This window comes from Streptomyces sp. NPDC046860 (genome assembly GCF_040645115.1).
Lineage (GTDB): Bacteria > Actinomycetota > Actinomycetes > Streptomycetales > Streptomycetaceae > Streptomyces.
The window spans coordinates 390,098-406,715 of the sequence record NZ_JBEYXQ010000003.1 but is presented as its reverse complement, the minus strand read 5'-3'; the positions used below and the strand labels follow the sequence as shown (position 1 = coordinate 406,715).

At 72.5% G+C, this 16,618-nt stretch carries 18 protein-coding genes; 11 read left to right on the top strand and 7 right to left on the bottom strand.

Annotated elements, in window-relative coordinates; genetic code table 11:
* Positions 1-242 precede the first annotated feature (242 nt).
* Positions 243-1,058 (top strand): endo alpha-1,4 polygalactosaminidase, encoded by an 816-nt coding sequence (locus tag ABZ898_RS07545; protein ID WP_361653855.1) that lies wholly within the window; start codon positions 243-245, stop codon positions 1,056-1,058.
* Between the two features lie 4 nt (positions 1,059-1,062).
* Here the strand turns inward: ABZ898_RS07545 and ABZ898_RS07540 are convergent, their stop codons facing one another.
* From ABZ898_RS07540 to ABZ898_RS07530, 3 genes are read right to left on the bottom strand one after another with little or no spacing between them, the layout of a single operon-like run.
* Positions 1,063-1,572, bottom strand: coding sequence for a flavoprotein (locus tag ABZ898_RS07540; protein WP_361653831.1), 510 nt, complete (start codon positions 1,570-1,572; stop codon positions 1,063-1,065).
* Between the two features lie 32 nt (positions 1,573-1,604).
* A complete protein-coding gene (locus ABZ898_RS07535) occupies positions 1,605-1,805 on the bottom strand; it encodes a ferredoxin (protein ID WP_361653829.1) in 201 nt (66 codons plus the stop codon).
* Positions 1,806-1,818: 13 nt separating this feature from the next.
* Positions 1,819-3,048, bottom strand: a complete 1,230-nt coding sequence (locus ABZ898_RS07530; RefSeq protein ID WP_361653827.1) for a cytochrome P450 — start codon at positions 3,046-3,048, stop codon at positions 1,819-1,821.
* 352 nt (positions 3,049-3,400) lie between these two features.
* Between ABZ898_RS07530 and ABZ898_RS07525 the strand changes: the two genes are divergently transcribed.
* A complete protein-coding gene (locus ABZ898_RS07525; protein ID WP_361653825.1) occupies positions 3,401-3,850 on the top strand; it encodes a nitroreductase family deazaflavin-dependent oxidoreductase in 450 nt (149 codons plus the stop codon).
* 73 nt (positions 3,851-3,923) lie between these two features.
* On the opposite strand, the gene ABZ898_RS07520 is transcribed toward ABZ898_RS07525, so the two are convergent.
* Positions 3,924-4,934: a cation diffusion facilitator family transporter gene (locus ABZ898_RS07520; RefSeq protein WP_361653823.1), complete on the bottom strand. Its 1,011-nt coding sequence runs from the start codon at positions 4,932-4,934 to the stop codon at positions 3,924-3,926.
* 103 nt (positions 4,935-5,037) lie between these two features.
* Here ABZ898_RS07520 and ABZ898_RS07515 point away from each other — a divergent pair, with 103 nt between their 5' ends.
* Positions 5,038-5,355: a DUF4235 domain-containing protein gene (locus ABZ898_RS07515; protein WP_361653821.1), complete on the top strand. Its 318-nt coding sequence runs from the start codon at positions 5,038-5,040 to the stop codon at positions 5,353-5,355.
* Between the two features lie 179 nt (positions 5,356-5,534).
* The gene (locus ABZ898_RS07510; RefSeq protein WP_361653819.1) at positions 5,535-5,912 is read left to right on the top strand and encodes an anti-sigma factor antagonist; all 378 of its coding nucleotides are present in this window, start codon (positions 5,535-5,537) and stop codon (positions 5,910-5,912) included.
* 28 nt (positions 5,913-5,940) lie between these two features.
* Here ABZ898_RS07510 and ABZ898_RS07505 read toward each other — a convergent pair whose 3' ends face one another.
* Together ABZ898_RS07505 and ABZ898_RS07500 are read right to left on the bottom strand one after the other, a co-directional pair.
* Positions 5,941-6,603, bottom strand: a complete 663-nt coding sequence (locus ABZ898_RS07505; RefSeq protein ID WP_361653817.1) for a deoxynucleoside kinase — start codon at positions 6,601-6,603, stop codon at positions 5,941-5,943.
* Positions 6,604-6,831: 228 nt separating this feature from the next.
* Entirely contained in the window at positions 6,832-7,713 is an 882-nt protein-coding gene (locus ABZ898_RS07500; RefSeq protein ID WP_361653815.1) for an LLM class flavin-dependent oxidoreductase, read from the bottom strand.
* A 501-nt stretch (positions 7,714-8,214) separates the two neighbouring features.
* Here ABZ898_RS07500 and ABZ898_RS07495 point away from each other — a divergent pair.
* From ABZ898_RS07495 to ABZ898_RS07475, 5 genes are read left to right on the top strand one after another with little or no spacing between them, the layout of a single operon-like run.
* Positions 8,215-9,237 carry a glycosyltransferase family 2 protein gene (locus ABZ898_RS07495; protein ID WP_361653813.1) on the top strand — a complete coding sequence of 341 codons (1,023 nt, stop codon included), beginning with the start codon at positions 8,215-8,217 and terminating at the stop codon, positions 9,235-9,237.
* Complete coding sequence (locus ABZ898_RS07490; RefSeq protein ID WP_361653811.1) at positions 9,234-10,673, top strand: NAD(P)/FAD-dependent oxidoreductase; 1,440 nt, start codon at positions 9,234-9,236, stop codon at positions 10,671-10,673. Before ABZ898_RS07495 ends, ABZ898_RS07490 begins: the two co-directional genes overlap by 4 nt.
* The gene (locus ABZ898_RS07485; protein WP_361653809.1) at positions 10,670-12,088 is read left to right on the top strand and encodes an aminotransferase class III-fold pyridoxal phosphate-dependent enzyme; all 1,419 of its coding nucleotides are present in this window, start codon (positions 10,670-10,672) and stop codon (positions 12,086-12,088) included. The genes ABZ898_RS07490 and ABZ898_RS07485 overlap by 4 nt, the downstream gene beginning before the upstream one ends.
* Positions 12,085-12,525, top strand: coding sequence for a hypothetical protein (locus tag ABZ898_RS07480; RefSeq protein ID WP_361653807.1), 441 nt, complete (start codon positions 12,085-12,087; stop codon positions 12,523-12,525). The genes ABZ898_RS07485 and ABZ898_RS07480 overlap by 4 nt, the downstream gene beginning before the upstream one ends.
* Positions 12,522-14,000 (top strand): GMC family oxidoreductase, encoded by a 1,479-nt coding sequence (locus ABZ898_RS07475; protein ID WP_361653805.1) that lies wholly within the window; start codon positions 12,522-12,524, stop codon positions 13,998-14,000. The genes ABZ898_RS07480 and ABZ898_RS07475 overlap by 4 nt, the downstream gene beginning before the upstream one ends.
* A gap of 26 nt (positions 14,001-14,026) precedes the next feature.
* On the opposite strand, the gene ABZ898_RS07470 is transcribed toward ABZ898_RS07475, so the two are convergent.
* Positions 14,027-14,980 (bottom strand): ribose-phosphate pyrophosphokinase, encoded by a 954-nt coding sequence (locus ABZ898_RS07470; protein ID WP_361653803.1) that lies wholly within the window; start codon positions 14,978-14,980, stop codon positions 14,027-14,029.
* A gap of 191 nt (positions 14,981-15,171) precedes the next feature.
* Here ABZ898_RS07470 and ABZ898_RS07465 point away from each other — a divergent pair, with 191 nt between their 5' ends.
* Positions 15,172-15,858, top strand: a complete 687-nt coding sequence (locus ABZ898_RS07465) for a DUF4230 domain-containing protein (protein WP_361653801.1) — start codon at positions 15,172-15,174, stop codon at positions 15,856-15,858.
* A gap of 87 nt (positions 15,859-15,945) precedes the next feature.
* The gene (locus tag ABZ898_RS07460) at positions 15,946-16,530 is read left to right on the top strand and encodes a VanZ family protein (RefSeq protein ID WP_361653799.1); all 585 of its coding nucleotides are present in this window, start codon (positions 15,946-15,948) and stop codon (positions 16,528-16,530) included.
* Positions 16,531-16,618 lie beyond the last annotated feature (88 nt).

Here is a 16,618-nt window from a genome sequence, read left to right as displayed (position 1 = left end):
CCTCCGCCTTGCAGCCGCACGCACCAGACCCCGCTCGGGTCGGCCGACAAGGCGCCGTCGGCCCGAGCCGGCCTGATCCGGAAGAAAGGCCCTAGCCGATCCCGAGGGGGCAGGGGGACGAGGGGGCAGGGGGGAGAGTTCGCCACGGCGACAGGACCGGAGCCGTGGCGGGCGAGGGGGCGGAGTTGACGGCATCCAAGTCCGCTCGGTTGGATCATGCCGTGTCGATCAGAACGGGTGGGATGCGCCCGACGGGCCGGACCGCGGTGCGCGCCGGGGCGGCCGCCGCGCTGCTCGCCCTCACCGTTGCTCTCACCGGCTGCGGCACGGAGGAACCGGCCTCACCCGGCCCACGACTGCCGCCCGGGCACGCGGGGTTCGACTACCAGATCGGCGGCGCCTATCCCCCGCCCGCCGGGGTCCGCGTCGTCACCCGCGACCGCGCCGACTCCCCCGCGCGGGGCCTGTACAACGTCTGTTACGTCAACGCCTTCCAGGCCCAGCCGCAGGAGCGCGCCGACTGGCCCGCCGACCTGCTGCTGCGCGACCGCGCGGGCCGCGTCGTCGTCGACGAGGAGTGGGACGAGCCCCTGCTCGACATCGGCACCCCGGCCAAGCGGGAACGGGTGGCCCGGCGGGTGAACCGCTGGATCGACGGCTGCGCGGAGAAGGGCTACGACGCCGTCGAGCCCGACAACTACGACAGTTACACCCGCTCCCGGCACCTGCTCACCCCGGCCGACGCGACCGCGTTCATGCGCCTGCTCACCCGGCACGCGCACGCCCGGCACCTGGCCGTCGGCCAGAAGAACACCCCGGAGCTGGCCGGCGAACGCGAGGCCGCGGGGCTGGACTTCGCGGTGTCCGAGGAGTGCGGCCAGTACGACGAGTGCGGGGTGTACGCCCGCGCCTTCGACGACCGGGTGCTGGACATCGAGTACACCGACGCCGGCCTCCGCAAGGCGCTGTCAGGCTGGGGCGCGCGGCTGAGCATCGTCCGCCGCGACCTGGACGTCTCCACACCGGACGAGGCGGGGTACGTACGCCGGACGGGCTGAGACCTCAGGGGCGGTCGAGCAGTTCCAGCCCGCGTGTCCACGCGAACCCGCCCGGCGCCCGCCCCTCGTCGACGCGTACGCCCAGAGTGCGCAGCCGAGCCAGGCTCTCCCCGTAGGCGGGATGGACCGCCAGCGCCTCGCCCACGCTCGTCAGCACCGCGATCGGCACGCCCAGCCCCAGCGCCTCGCACAGCGTGCCGACGGCCAGGGTGTCCGCGATACCAGCCGCCCACTTGTTGACGGTGTTGAAGGTCGCCGGGGCCACCACCACCGCGTCCGGCGGCGGGAAGGGGCGCGGGTCGGCCGGGGAACGCCAGGCGGAGCGGACCGGGCGGCCGGTACGGGACTCGGCGTCGGCGGCGTCGAAGAAGCCGTTCATCGCGGCCGGAGTGGCGATCACACCCACCTCCCAGCCCCGCTCCCGGGCCTCGGCGATCAGCACCCCGACACCGGAGGCGACTCCGGCCGCGCAGACGACGACGTAGAGGAAGGGTTTCCCGGCGGGTTCGGTCACCGGGAAACCCTACAAGCCCTCCTGAACAGCGGTCAGCTCTCGGTCACGGTGATCGCGCCGACCGGGCAGGCGCGGGCCGCCTCGCGGAGCATGGGGCTGCCCGCGCCGTCCTCGCTGCCGGGCAGCAGGGTGCTGTACCCGTCGTCGTCCTGGGTGAAGACGCTCGGCGCGGCCAGGGTGCACTGGCCCGCTCCGATGCAGAGGTCTTTGTCGATCTCGATGTCGGTGTGCATGTCGAGCAGCCTCTTACCAGGTCACGGGGAGTTCCAGCATCCCCTGGATCGTGTCGCCGGGCTTGAACGGGATCTCCTCGGCCGGTACCGCGAGGCGCAGCCCCGGCAGCCGGGCGATGAGGGAGCCGAGGGCGATCTCCAGCTCCGCGCGCGCCAGGTTCTGACCGAGGCACTGGTGGATGCCGAAGCCGAAGGCGACGTGGTGGCGGGCGGAGCGGGTGAAGTCGAGGGCGTCGGGGTCCGCGTACACGGAGTCGTCGCGGTTGATCACCGAGGTGGAGAACATCACGCCGTCCCCGGCCCGGATGGTGACCCCTTCGATCTCGATGTCGTCGACGGCCACCCGGAGCAGGCCGTCCGCGATGGACAGCATCCGCATCAGCTCCTCGACCGCCGTGGGCAGCAGCGCGGGGTCGGCGCGCAGCTCGGCCAGGCGTTCGGGGTGCTGGAGCAGGGTGAAGGTGCCGAGGGAGATCATGTTGGCGGTGGTCTCGTGCCCGGCGACCAGCAGGATGACGGCGAGCGAGACGAGCTCGGCCCGGTCCAGCGCGCCTTCCCGGAGCTGCTTGTGGACCAGGTCGTCCAGGACGCCTTCGCCCGGTTCGGGGTGGGCGGCCTTGGCGTCGATGAGCGCGCCGAGGTAGCTCTCCAGCTCCGCCCGCGCGGCCTGGCTGTCCTCGGCGGTCGGCCCGCGCAGCAGCTTGCGGGACTGCGCCTCGAAGAACTCGTGGTCGGCGTACGGCACCCCGAGCAGGCCGCAGATCACCATGGAGGGCACGGGCAGCGCGAAGGCCGACACCAGCTCGGCGCCGGGGCCCCGCTCGGTCATCTCGTCCAGGAGGTCGTCGACGATCTCCTGGATGGCGGGCCGCAGCGCGGCCGCGCGCTTGACCGTGAACGACGGGATCATCATCCGCCGCTGGATCTGGTGCTCGGGGTCGTCCAGCCCCAGCAGGGCGACCCTGCGGTCCCGCACGCCGGCGAACCGGGCGGTGGGGATGGGGAACTCGGGGCGGCGCCGGTCGCTGGAGAGCCGGCCGTCGGCGAGCAGCGCGCGGGCGGCGGCGTGGCCGGTGACGGCCCAGACCTCCCGGCCGTCGTACAGGGTGACGCGGGAGACCGGCCGCCCCTCGCGCAGCGGGCCGTACCCGGTGGGCGGGTGGTAGGGACAGGTGCGGTCCTGCGGGAAGGCGACAGGGTCCGCCGTCGTCGCCGGGCCGGTGGTGTCCGTAAGTTCCGTCATGGATAGACCTCGCAGACGAAGAGGTGCCTCGTACCGATCTTCATTAGATGCCCGGGGCACCTATAGGGCGATGCCAAGTTCGGCCAGATCGGCGACCCCTGGGATCTGGCCGAAGAAACGCGCCCTTCGGAGGTGTCCGGGCACCGGAATCAGACCGTCCGACGCACATCGGTCTTCCCAGTGTGGTCGTGTACGACCCTTTTCGGCCACCCCTCGCCGGGAAGAACAGCGAGATCCGGCTGTTCACCCGCATGGCGCAGACAGTGCGCGGTACGGATGACGGGAGCGGCCCCCGGTGTTGCGGTGGACCGCGTGGAGTGAACCCGTTCAAGACGACGAAGGGGACGAAGCCATGCCTCTTGAGGGCGAGTACGAGCCCAGCCCGGAGCGGTGGGTGCGCGATCAGGTCGAGCTGTACGAGAGTTCGGGCGGGAAGGAGGGCACGACCCTGCTCGACACCGGGCTCCCGGTGATCATCCTGACCACGCGCGGCAACCGCAGCGGCAAGATCCGCAAGACGCCGCTGATGCGGGTGGAGCACGACGGGAAGTACGCGGTGGTCGCGTCCGTGGGCGGTGCGCCCAAGCACCCGGTCTGGTACTTCAACGTCAAGGCCGATCCCGAGGTCGAGCTCCAGGACGGTCCCCTGCGGCAGGGGATGCGGGCCCGCGAGGTCCGGGGCGACGAGAAGGCGAAGTGGTGGGAGCGGGCCGTCGCGGCCTACCCGCCCTACGCCGACTACCAGGAGAAGACCGACCGGGAGATCCCGGTCTTCGTCCTGGAGCCCGCCGACGCGAGCTGAACGGCCGCCGGGGGACGGTTCACACGCCTCGCGCACGAGGGGTGTGAACCGTCCCCCGCAGGGCACCTGGGGGTCAGGCCCCGCCGCGCTCCCCCGTCGCGGCGGGGCTCTCCTGTGCCGCCCGGCGGTCGGTCACGTCGAGGAAGATCTGTCCGGCGTCGGGGAACATCTCGGCGACGGACCGCTTGATGCGGACGGCCACCTCCTCGACCTCCTCGCTGTCCATGCCCGGCGCCAGGTCGACGCGGGCGGCGACGAGGGCGGAGTCGATCCCGGTCTTCATCGTGAACAGCGCCTCCACGCTGTCGATCTCGGGCTGGGCCTTCAGCAGCTCCCGTATCCGGCCGGTCAGCTCCGGGTCGGCCGCCTCGCCGATGAGCTGGTCGCGGGCGTCGCGGCCGAGCCGGTAGGCGACGTAGACCAGCAGCGCGCCGATCACCAGTGAGGCGCAGCCCTCCCAGACCGCGTCGCCGGTCAGCATGTGCAGCACCATACCGACGGCGGCGAAGGTCACGCCGAGCACCGCCGTGCCGTCCTCGGCGAGCACGGTGCGCAGCGCGGGGTCGCGCACGTCGCCGACGCCGTCGCCCTGCCGGTGCGCCTGGCGTACCGCCCTGACCAGGGAGAGCCCCTCGGCGACGAAGGCGACACCGAGCACGGCGAGGCCCGCGACATAGCCGCTGAACTTCTCCTCGCCACCGCCCTGGATCGCCTCGAAGCCCTGGAAGAAGGAGAAGCAGCCGCCCATGACGAAGATCCCGACGGCGGCCAGCAGGGACCAGAAGAACCGTTCCTTGCCGTAGCCGAAGGGATGGCGGGCGTCCGGCGGGCGGCGGCTGCGGCGCAGGGCGGCCAGCAGGAAGACCTCGTTCAGGCTGTCGGCCACGGAGTGCGCGGCTTCCGACAGCAGGGCGGGCGAGCCCGCGAAGATCCCGCCGACGGCTTTGGCGACGGCGATCACCAGATTCGCGGCGAGGGCCACGAGGACGGTGACGCGGGTGTGGCCGTCGGTCTCGGCGGCGCCCCGGCCGCCGCTGTCACCGGCCGGTGCGGCCGGCTTCTGTTCCTGGGAAGTAGCGCTCACCTGACGCCGACTGCCCCCGGCCGGGAGGATCACACGGGCCCGGACGGGGGAGGTCGCGGGCCGTCGGGGGGAGGACACGGGCCCGGTGAGGAAGGAGTGACACATGGCGAAGAAGAGCACGAACACGAGCAAGGTGAAGGCCCCCCTCCTGCACAAACCGGTCGGCTTCGCGATCAGCTGGGCCGGCGGGGCGCTGGCCGGGCTGGCGTTCCGCAAGGCGTGGATGGTCATCCGGCACGAGGAGGAGGCGCCCGACCCGCTGGACCCGGACCGCGGCTGGGGCGAGATCCTGCTGGCGGCGGCGGTGCAGGGCGCGATCTTCGCGGTGGCCCGCAGCGTGGTGGACCGTACCCGCGCCAAGGCGGTGGCGCGCTCCACGGGCACCTGGCCGTACCAGCACACGGCCACGGCGAAGCGCTGACCCACCCGGGCGGCCTCGGGGCCCGGACGACGGTGGCCGATCACAATCACACAAATTCGAACCGGCTGCGTCAAACCCGAAGACATATGTCAAGCGAACATGCTCAAATTCCTCCTGTCGAAGCTGGGCTGCCGGGCGGCGCGGGTGTGCCGCGGGCGCGGGTGGGAGGGGGTGCCGTCGTGCGGGAGGAAGCGGGCCCGCCCACGCGGCATCTGCGGGTGCGCGAGGAGCGGGGACACACCGTGCTGGAGTTACGGGGTGAGATCGACATCGCCTCGGCGGCGAAGATCTCGCCCCTGCTGGACCGGCTCACCGGCCGCGAACACGCCCGTGTCGTGCTGGACCTGCGCCCCGTGGAGTTCTTCGACTGCTCGGGGCTGCGCCTGGTGAACCGGGCCCGGCACCGCGTCCTGGAACGCGGCGGCCGACTCCAGCTGGTCTGCGTCCACCCGCTGACCCTGCGCGTCCTGGCGGTCACGGGCCTGACCGCCGTCCTGCCCGCGCACCCGACGCTGGAGGCGGCCCTGCGGGCGATGGGCGGCGACCGGGAGCGCTGACCGCGCGCGTGCCGGTGCCCTCACCCGGTCAGGCGGCAGACCCCACCGAGGCCAGAGCGTCCCTGACCTCCCGCACCACGCGGGCCGCGTCCTCGGGGTTGTTCACCACGTCGGTCCGGTCCATGTCGATGACCAGGACATCGCTGGCCGAGTAGTGCTTGTGCACCCAGTCGTCGTAGCCGGACCACAGGGTCCGGTAGTACTCGACGAGGTCCGCGTCCTGCTCGAAGTCACGGCCCCGCAGCCCGATGCGGTACATCACCGTCGCGAAGTCCGCCTTGAGGTAGACCATGAGATCGGGCGCCTTGCGGTACGGCAGGCCGTCGATCTCGCGCATCATCTCGTCGAGCAGCCCCTCGTACACCCGCATCTCGAGGGAGCTGATCCGGCCCAGCTCGTGATTGACCTTGGCGAAGTACCAGTCCTCGTAGATGGACCGGTCCAGGACGTTGTCGCGCTTCTTGTACGCCTCCTTGATCGCGGCGAAGCGCGTCTGGAGGAAGTACAGCTGGAGCAGGAAGGGGTAGCGCTTCGCCTGGATCTCCTCGGGGCTCGCCGTGTAGAAGAGCGGGAGGATCGGGTTGTCCTCCACGCTCTCGTAGAAGACGTGGCTGCCCAGCTCCTTGGCGAGCAGTTCGGCGACACTCGTCTTGCCGATTCCGATCATGCCTCCGACGCAGATCACCGGCATACCTCGTTCTCCCTGGGGGCTTCTGTCTCGCGGGCCGGCGGGCTGCGCGCGCCCACGCCACCGGGGCGCACACCGACGATCACGCGATCCCGGCCGGCCTGCCCCGGCCTGCCGTTCCGCAGGAGCCGCGTACGGAGACGAGTGACAGCCTCACGGCCGCCATGAATCATAAGGGACGATTCCACTGGCCCGGGCCCTGGCCGTCCCGCCGTCCCGGACGGCACCGGCTCACCCGCCGGCGGGTGCGGGAGGTCCGGAACCGATCCGGGCGCGGACGGCTTCGACCGGGCCCCGGAACCAGCCCAGCTTCTCCACCCACCAGGTGAGCCCGGCCGCCCGGTACGGGGCGACGACCGCCGCGTCGGCGTCCCGCCGCACCCCGGAGGTCTGGCCCTCCATCACGACGTCGAACGGCCCGTGCGCGACGGTTCGCTGGGCGCGGACGTAGGAGACGACTTCCTCCAGGTCGGCCGGAGGCATCATCTGCGTGTGGCCTACCCCGGCCCGCGTGGGAAAGACGCCGTCCCAGTGCGCGGCCCGCCGCATGGGGCGCCGCGAGGGCCAGGTGCCGGCGATCCACACCGGAACACGGGGGCGTTGGGGGCTCACCGGCTGGAACTCCTGGTCCGTGACGGTGAACCAGCGGCCCCGGAAGGTGAAGGGCCGGCCCGTCCACAGCCCGTCGAGGACATGGAGGGCCTCGTCGAGTTTCTCCGCGCGCGCCCGTGGGTCCGGATCGTGCCCCAGCGCCTCGAACTCGGCGGCGGAGGACCCCAGACCGGCGCCGAAGACCAGCCTCCCGCCACTGAGCAGATCGAGTGCGACCGTGGCACGGGCGACCTCGGCGGGGCGCTTGAGGGCGAGCACGCTCACCATGACCCCGAGCCGCAGCCGTTCCGTGTCGGCGGCGATCGCGGCGAGGGTGGTCCACGAGTCGGTGACGTGCTCGCCCGGGTGTTCCGCGACCTGGCCGTCCCAGAGGAAGAGGCCGTCCCAGCCGGACTGTTCGGCCAGCACCCCCAGTTCGCGGAGCAGGCGGGGATCGGCGTACTCGCGTCTGTTGGGCAGTCCGACGGCGTATCGCAGCGGCTGCTCTGGCATGGCGTCCATCGGCTGTCGCCCTCCTGCTCGGGCTCCCGTGGCCACCGGCTCCTCCTCGGACCCCCGTGGCCACCGGCCTCGGCCGGTTCCAGACACGATGATGTGGGCTGCCCGACGGCCGGAGCAACCGGAGCCGGTCCGTGCCGGAACCGGCAGGTCAGCGCTCCGCGTGCCGAGAGGCAGGCGCGGTGCTACGGTCCTCTGAGGGCCGGATCCGACGGCAGAGGTTCCGATGCCCTCCCCGCGCGGCGGCGTCTCCTCCCGCGAGACGCCCCCCACCTCGGTGATCACCCCTCTCGCACAGCGGTGACCGCCTCTCTCCCCCCACCCCTCAGTGATCGACCGGAGCACCTCGGCCGCCGCATGTCCGCGCGGCAGGGCAGAGGACGCCTCCGACGCCTCCGTGGCCCGGCCCGTGCCGCCTCCCGCGCCCGCACGGCCCGGCCCCGTGCCGCCCGCGCCTGCCGCCTCTGTGCGCGACGGCCACCGGAGGCCGTGAAAGGAGCAGCGATGCCCGAGAGCAGCACGACCCCGGGGACCGGCTCACGGTCTCTGATCAGCGTAGTGGTGCCCTGTTTCAACGAACAGGACGTTCTCCCCAGCACCTACGAGCGGTTGACCGCCGTTCTGGGTCATCTGCCCGACTGCGACCACGAGTTGGTGCTCGTGGACGACGGCAGCACGGACCGGACCTGGGATGTGCTGCGGGAGCTGGCCGCCCATGACCCGCGGGTCCATCTGGTGCGCTTCAGCCGGAACTTCGGCCACCAGTGCGGACTGCTGGCGGGGCTCCGCGAGGCGGTCGGCGACGCCGTGATCATGATCGACGCGGATCTGCAGGACCCGCCCGAGATCGTCCCCGAACTGGTGGGGCGGTGGCGGCAGGGCTGGCCCGTGGTGTCCGCCAAGCGGACCTGCCGGCAGGGGGAGTCCTGGTCCAAGCGCGGTTCCGCCTACGTCTTCTACCGGCTGCTGGACATGCTGGCCGACCAGCCGGTGGCCAGGGACACCGGGGACTTCCGGCTGCTGGACCGCAGTGTGGTCGACCTCGTCGCCACGCTTCCCGAACGCGGGCTCTTCCTGCGCGGCCAGATCAGCTGGGCCGGTTTCCCCGAGGCCACGGTGGAGTACGTCCGCCGGGCGCGCCCCGCGGGAACGTCCAAGTACGGTGTCCGCCGTCAGCTCAGCCTGGCGCACCGGGCGCTGATGAGCTGCTCCGCCTTCCCGGCGCGGCTTCCGGTGCTGGCAGCGGGCGCGGCGCTGGGTGCCGCGGTCACCGGCTCGCTGACCGGCCACAAGGCGCCGCAGGGCACCTGGGCGCTGGGCGTCCAGCTCCTGTGCCTCGGTGTGCTGGCGGACTACGCGCTCCAGGAGTACGACCAGACGCGCGGTCGTCCCTCCTACCTGGTCCGCCAGAGTGTGCCAGGCCGTTCCGCGGCGCGGGCCGCGCGGACCGCCACCCTCGCGGAGCCCGCGCCCGCCCGCGTCCCCTCCGGCCCGGCGGGTCACGAGGGCCGGGCGGCGGCCTCGTGAGCGGCCTGGTGCCGGGTACGGCGGCGCGGAACGGCCGTCCGGCGGGCGGGGCGCCGGAGGACGAAGTCCTGGTGATCGGCGGCGGGTTCACCGGGCTGGCCGCGGCCCACGAACTCGCCCTGGCCGGTGTGCCCTGCCGGGTCCTGGAGTCCGAGCCGTACGTCGGCGGCCTGGCGGGGTCGTTCGAGGTCGAGGGAGCCAGACTCGAACGCTTCTACCATCACTGGTTCTCCTCCGATCTGGAGATCCAGCGGCTGTGCGCGGACCTCGGCTGCTCCCACCTGCTCCAGCCGCACCGGACCCGGACCGGCGTGTACTACGCGAACTCGGTGTTCCGGCTGTCCAGCCCCTGGGACGTGCTGCGTTTCGCCCCTCTCCCGCTGCCCGACCGCATCCGGCTGGGCTGGTCCGCGGTGCGTGCCCGCCGGGTGAAGCACTGGCGGGACCTGGAGGAGCTCACGGCCCGCGAATGGCTGCTGTCGCTGAGCGGTCCGCAGGTCTACGAGACGGTCTGGCGCCCGCTGCTGGAGGGGAAGTTCGGCCAGTACGCGTCCGAGGTCGGTGCCACCTGGATGTGGACCAAGCTCCACCTGCGCGGGGGCAGCCGGTCGCACAGCGGCCGTGAAGTCCTCTACTACCTGCGCGGGGGCTCGGCCGCCCTGCTGGACGCCTGGGTCTCCCGGCTGTCCGGGCTGGGGGTCCGGATCTGCACCGACACCCCGGTGCGGCAGGTCCTCACCGACAGCCACGGGGTGTGCGGGGTCCGCACCGACCACGGCGTACTGCCCGCGCGCCGGGTCCTGGCCACCACGGCACCGGGCCTGCTCGCCGGCCTCCTCGCCCCGGACGCGGAGGGATCACCGCCTCATCCGGACGTGCCCGCCGTCCGGCGACGGCTGGGCGCCATCCCCTACCTCGCCAATCTGTGCCTGGTGCTGGAGAACGACCGGCCGCTGTCGGACACCTACTGGCTCAACGTCACCGACCCGTCCTTCCCGTACGTCGGCGTCATCGAGCACACCAACCTGGAGGCTTCCGACGCCTACGCCGGGCGGCACCTGGTCTACCTGTCGGCCTATCTGCCCACCAGCGCCGAGCTGTACCGGATGGACGACGACGCCGTGTTCGAGGCCAGCCTTCCGCACCTGCGCCGGATGTTCCCGGGCTTCCACCGCGACTGGGTCCGGCGCCACCACGTCTGGCGGGCCGATCACGCGCAGCCGGTCATCACCCCGCGCTACTCCGACCGCATCCCGGCGATGGAGACCGATCTGCCGGGGCTCTGCCTGGCCGGCATGGCCCAGGTCTACCCCCAGGACCGGGGCACCAACTACGCCATACGGCAGGGGCGGCACGCCGGCCGCCTGATCGCCGACCGGATACGCACGGCCCCCTCCCCGGGGCCGCGGCCCGGCCCCGAGGAGGGGACGCCATGAGCCACCTGATCAGCACCGAGGACTGCGAGCGCATGCCCGTCGAGCAGGTGCACGAGCTGTACCGCCGTCATGTCAGCCGGGGCCAGGTGACCCTGCTCTCCGCCTTCGGCTTCGGCCGCGAGGCCGTGGACAGCGCCTCGGGCTGCTGGATCACCCTGCGCGACGGCCGGCGCGTCCTGGACTTCACCGGCGGGATCGGCGTCCTGAACCACGGCCACAACCACCCCCGCATCCTGGCCGCCCGCCGGCGCTTCCAGGAACGGCGGCGCATGGAGGTGCACAAGAACTACTTCTCACCGTACGTCGCGGCACTCGGCCACAACCTGTCGCAGCTGCTGCCCGCCGACCTCGACGTCAGCTACTTCCCCAACTCGGGCGCGGAGGCCGTCGAGGGGGCCCTGAAGATGGCCTACAAGTACCACCGCGGCCATCGCGGCACCGTCCTGCACACCGACATCGCCTTCCACGGCAAACTGCTCGGCGCCGGAAGTCTCACCACGTCTCCGGAGGTGCACTTCACCTTCCCGAAGATCCCCGGCACGGACAGCTTCGCCTTCGGCGACCTGGCTTCCCTCAGGCTGGCCCTGGAACGGCACACCACGCCGGAGGGGGCGAGCGACGTCTACGCCCTGGTGCTGGAGCCGTTCAGTGCCTCCAGCCTCCGCGAGTGCCCGGAGGAGTTCCTGCGCGAGGCACGCCGGCTGTGCACCGAGCACGACATCGTCCTGATCTTCGACGAGGTCTACACCTCCTGGGGAAGGACGGGTTCGCTCTTCCACTTCATGCGCCATCCCGGTCTGGTCCCGGACGTGGTGACCACCTCCAAGTCCTTCGGCGGCGGCAAGGCGTCCATCTCCGGCTACGTGGCCAGGGAGCCCGTCTTCCGCAGGGCCTACGACTCGCTCCCCGACGCGACCCTGCACAGCACCACCTACTACGGCTTCGGTGAGGAGACGGTCACCGCGCTGGAGGCCGTGGCGATCGCCGTCGAGGACGACTACCCGGCCAGGGCCCGCCGTCTCGGCGCGCGGCTGCACCAGGGGCTCACCTCCCTCGCCGCCGCCCACCCGCACCTCGTCGCGGAGGTCCGCGGCGCCGGTGCGCTGCACGGGGTGACCCTGCGCCACGGTCCGGCCGCCCTCGACCGCGCGCTGCGCCTGCTGCCGACCTCCTTCGCCCGTGACCCGCAGGCCCGGGCCAAGCTGGCCACCGCCGCCGTGGTCGCCGCCCTCTACCGCGATCACGGCGTGCTCACCTACTACGGCTCCAACCACGGCCTTCCGCTGATCGCCGCGCCTCCGCTGGTGGCCGAGGACTCCGACGTCGACCTGTTCCTGGGGGCACTGGACGCGACGCTCGCCCAGGGGATGCCCCGTCTGCTGGCCGGCCTGGCCAGGGAGAAGGTCCTCGCGTGAACTCGCGGCCGAGCCGTCCCGCAGCGCCCGCCGCCGACGACGGAACCGGTACCGCGCGCCAGGACCGCCGCGTGCGCGTCTGGGAACGGCGGGTGCGCGCCGCCGGGCTCCCGGCGCTGTGGGCGGGACGCTGCGCGGCCCTGTCCGAGCCGTCCCGCCAGGCGGCCGCGGTCCGGCACACGGCCGCGACCCTGGCGGGTCTGCCGCGGCCCTACCGCTTCGTGTTCGCCTCGCTGCTGGGGCTGTTCCCGGTGGCCGTCGTCCTCGCGGACCCGCCGGCCCCGTTCCGGGGCGCGGACCGGGGCCGTCCGCGCCGCGTCGCCGACCGGCTCTCCCGTGTGCCCGGCTGCGCCGAACTCCTCAGGACGACCAGCACGCTGGCCCTGTACGGCGCGCTGGACGGCCCCTCCCCCACTCCACACCGGGAGCCCCGATGACCCGTACGGCACGCACCGTCCGCTGCGACGCGCTGGTGATCGGCTCGGGAGCCGGGGGCAGCACGGCGGCCCTGGAACTCGCCGCCGCCGGCCGGGAAGTGCTCATCCTGGAGGAGGGCCCGCGTGTCTCCCAGGCGCGGATCACCCGGGCGTCCCCGCCGGAGAACCTGCGGCTGCTCTACCGCCAGGGCGGTCTGGTACCCATCCACGGCTCGCCCACCATCCCCTTCGGGGAGGGGCGGTGCGTCGGAGGGACCACGGTGGTCAACGGTGGTCTGCTCTGGCGTCCCCCGGACCGCCTGCTGGACCGCTGGGCGGCCGCCGGCGTCGACGGCTTCCGGGCCCACCACCTCCTCCCCCATCTGACCGAGGTGGAACGGCGCCTCGGCGTCGTCGCCCAGGAGCCCGGGGGCGGAAACCGCGACTCGGTTCTGCTCGCCCGGGCCGCCGACCGCCTCGGGTGGCGCTGGTCACCGGCCCACCGGGCGGTACGCGGCTGCCGGCACGCCAACCGGTGCGTCACCGGGTGCCCCACCGGGGCCAAGCAGAGCATGCTGGTGAGCTATCTGCCCGCCGCCGAACGGCTCGCGGCGGTCGTCGAGCCCGACACCCGGGTCGTCCGGCTCGAACACGACGGCACCCGGGTCACGGCCGTGCACGCCGTGCGCGACGGCCGGCGCCTGCGCTATCTGCCGCGGACGGTGTTCCTGGCGGCGGGCCCGGTCGGCAGCGCGCTGCTCCTGCGGCGCAGCGGGATCGGCGGTCGCGCTCCGGGCCGGTCCCTCGCGTTCCATGTCAACTTCCGCACGGTGGCGAGGTTCGACGAGTCCGTGCGCGCCGCCGAGGGCACCATCTTCACGGCGCAGATGCAGGAGTTCGCCGACCGGGGGGTGCTGGTGATGCCCGCCAACCTGAGCGCGGGGTCGCTCGCCGCGGCCCTGGCGGCCCATCCCGCCGGGACGGTGGACCGGATGCTGGCCCAGATGGACCGGATCGCGGTCTACACGACCCAGGTGAGCGTCCAGGGCACCGCGCGGCTGTCGGCGGTACCCGGCCTCGGCGCGGTGCTGCGTCACCGCCTGACCGAAGGCGACCGCGATCTCCTGAGGTCCGCCTTCCGGCGCACCGCCGAGCTGCTCCTGGAGGCGGGTGCGGTCGAGCTCCTCCCGCCCGCGCCCGCCCGCCTGACCAGTGCCGCGCAGGCGGCCGACTTCGCGCTGCGCGGCCGGCCCGAGACCTGGGACCTGATCTCCGTCCACGCCATGGCCTCCTGCCGGATGGGCCCGGCCGCCCTCGGCGGGGTGTGCGACTCCCAGGGACGCCCGCACGGCTTCACGAACCTGCGGCTGTGCGACGCGAGCGTCCTGCCGGGCCCCACCGGCATCAGCCCGCAGGAGACCATCATGGGTTTCTGCCGCCTGATGACGGCCCGCCACCTGGACTCCCCCGCCCGGAGCGGGCCCGGCGGCACCTGACGGCGGTGCCGCGGTTCAGGCGCTGATCACTCCTGTGCCGGCTGCTCGAAGAGCGCGCTGACCGATTCCCCGTCGTGGATGCGCCGGACCGCCTCGGCCAGGGCGGGGGCGATGGACAGCACCCGGAGTTTGTCGGTGCGCTCCTCCTCCGGGACCGGCACGGTGTTGGTGCAGACGATCTCCAGCACGTCCGGCTGCTCGCCCAGCCGTTTCAGGGCGCCGGCGGCGAACAGGCCGTGCGTGCAGGCGACCCGGATCGAGCGCGGCCCCAGCTCCCGCAGCCGGTCCAGGAGTTCGAGGACCGTGCTGCCCTTGGCGATCTCGTCGTCCAGCACGATCACGTCCCGGCCGGTGATGTCGCCGATCACGGAACTGATGCTCACCCGGTCGTCGGCGAACCGCTGCTTGGCCCCGGCCGCGACCCGCGCGCCGATCAGCCGGGCGAAGGCGGCGGCCTCCTTGGCGTTGCCGAGGTCCGGGGAGACGACGGTGGTGCGGGTCAGGTCGTACTGCCGGAAGTGCGCGGCCAGTTCACGCAGCGCGTGCAGATGGTCGACCGGCACCGAGAAGAAGCCGTGCACCTGCGGGGCGTGCAGGGTCATGGTGAGCACCCGGCTCGCGCCCGCGGCGACCAGCAGATCGGCGACGAGACGCCCGCCGAGCGAGATGCGGGGGGTGTCCTTCTTGTCGGAGCGGGCGTAGGAGTAGTGCGGCATGACGACGGTGATCCGGGCCGCCGAGGCGCCGCGGGCCGCGTCGCACATCATCAGCAGCTCGACCAGGTGCTCCTGCACCGGCCTGACCAGCGGCTGGATCAGGAACACGTCCCGCTCGCGGCAGTTGGACCGCAGCTGCACCTCCAGGCAGTCGTTGGCGAACCGGCTGACCCGGGCCGGGCTGAGGGTGACGCCCAGATGCGCGCAGACCTCCTCGGCCAGCCGGGGGTGGGCGCTGCCGCTGAAGACGGCGATGTCTCGCACGATCCGCTCCTCGCATGATCGATACGGGCTGGGCGGCCATGCTATCGGCCGCCTGTCTCCCGGCCCGGACGCCGGGCGTGGCGGGTCTCGTACGGAAGCGGCAGGGGTACGTACGTCAGCGGCGGGGGATGGTCAACTCGCTTGTCTGTTCGTCTACTTGGCGGGCATCCGTGGAGGGGGAAGGGAGAACCGTGGAAAAGACGACTACGGCCGACAGGACGACTTCGGTCCAGAGGCGGCCCCGGCGGGTGCCGGTGTGGGCCAAGGTGCTGGGCGGCATCGCCCTGGTGCTGGTGCTGCTGTTCGCCGGGATCAGGCTGGCCGTGCTGCCCGGCATCAAGGACCTGTTCGGCACCGAGTCCCGTGACCGCTCGGGGCCGGCGCTGCTCCAGTCGATCCAGGACATGAGCCGCTACGACGCCGCCTCGGGCAACTTCCAGGTGGTCGTGGACCTGGAGAAGGACGCCAAGTACCTGCCCGACGCGCTGCGCGGCTCGCGCACGCTGTACGTCGGCGCGGGCACCGTGGACGCCTATGTGGACCTCGGCCGGGTCGGCGAGAAGGACGTCACGGTGAACGGGGACCGCACCTCCGCCACCCTGAAGCTGCCGCACGCCCAGCTAGGCAAGCCCGCGCTGGACCCGGACCGCTCCTACGCGGTCTCCAAGCAGCGCGGTCTGCTCGACCGGCTCGGCGACCTGTTCTCGGACAACCCCAACGGCGAGCAGGCGGTGCAGAAGCTGGCCGTCAAGCACATCGGGGAGGCCGCCCGGGACAGCGAGCTGACCACGCGCGCCGAGTCCAACACCACCGGCATGCTCCAGGGCCTGCTGCGCTCCCTCGGCTTCAAGGACGTACGCGTGTCGTACGGCTCCTGAAAAACCCGCGCCCGGTCCGGCATCACCGGCCGCTGCCGGGGCATTCGCCGCTTCTCACGGGGATGTTCACGACTGGAGGATCACCGCATGGCCCGTACCGCCCTTCGCCTGCCGACCGTACTGCGCACCCCCTGGCGGCGGGAGCGCCTGGAGAAGACCGAGCCGGAGCCGGTCGCCGAGCCGGTCCCGGCGGCGCCGGCGCACCGGCCGCTGCCGCTGCCGATCCGGCTGCCGATCATGCTGCTGGCGTTCATCTTCATGGTGGCGTTCGCCATCGCGCTGGCCCGGATCACCCTGGAGCCGTCGCCCGCGTCGGAGGCACTGACGCACAGCAACATGCGGCCGGGCAACTCGCTGAAGGCGTACTTCGACTACGGGACCGTGCGGGACACCCTGAAGCAGATCGGCGGCAACGTCCTGCTGGGCGTGCCGTTCGGCATCCTGGTGCCGGTGCTGGCGCCCCGGGCGCGCGGGGTGCTCCAGGTCCTGTTCCTCACCGGACTGGTGATGCTGATGGTGGAGCTGACCCAGGGCGCGCTGATCACCGGCCGGGCCTTCGACATCGACGACGTCATCCTCAACACCACGGGCGCGCTGCTGGGTTGGCTGCTCCTGGGGCGCCGGCTGGGGCGGGCGGTGCACGCGCGGCGTCCCAAGACCGTCGAGGAGTGAGCGTCCGGCGGTGGTCCGGCCGCACGGCCGGTCACTGGTCTGTACCAAGCTATTGACGACCCCGGTCCCGATCTCTACAACAAGAGGC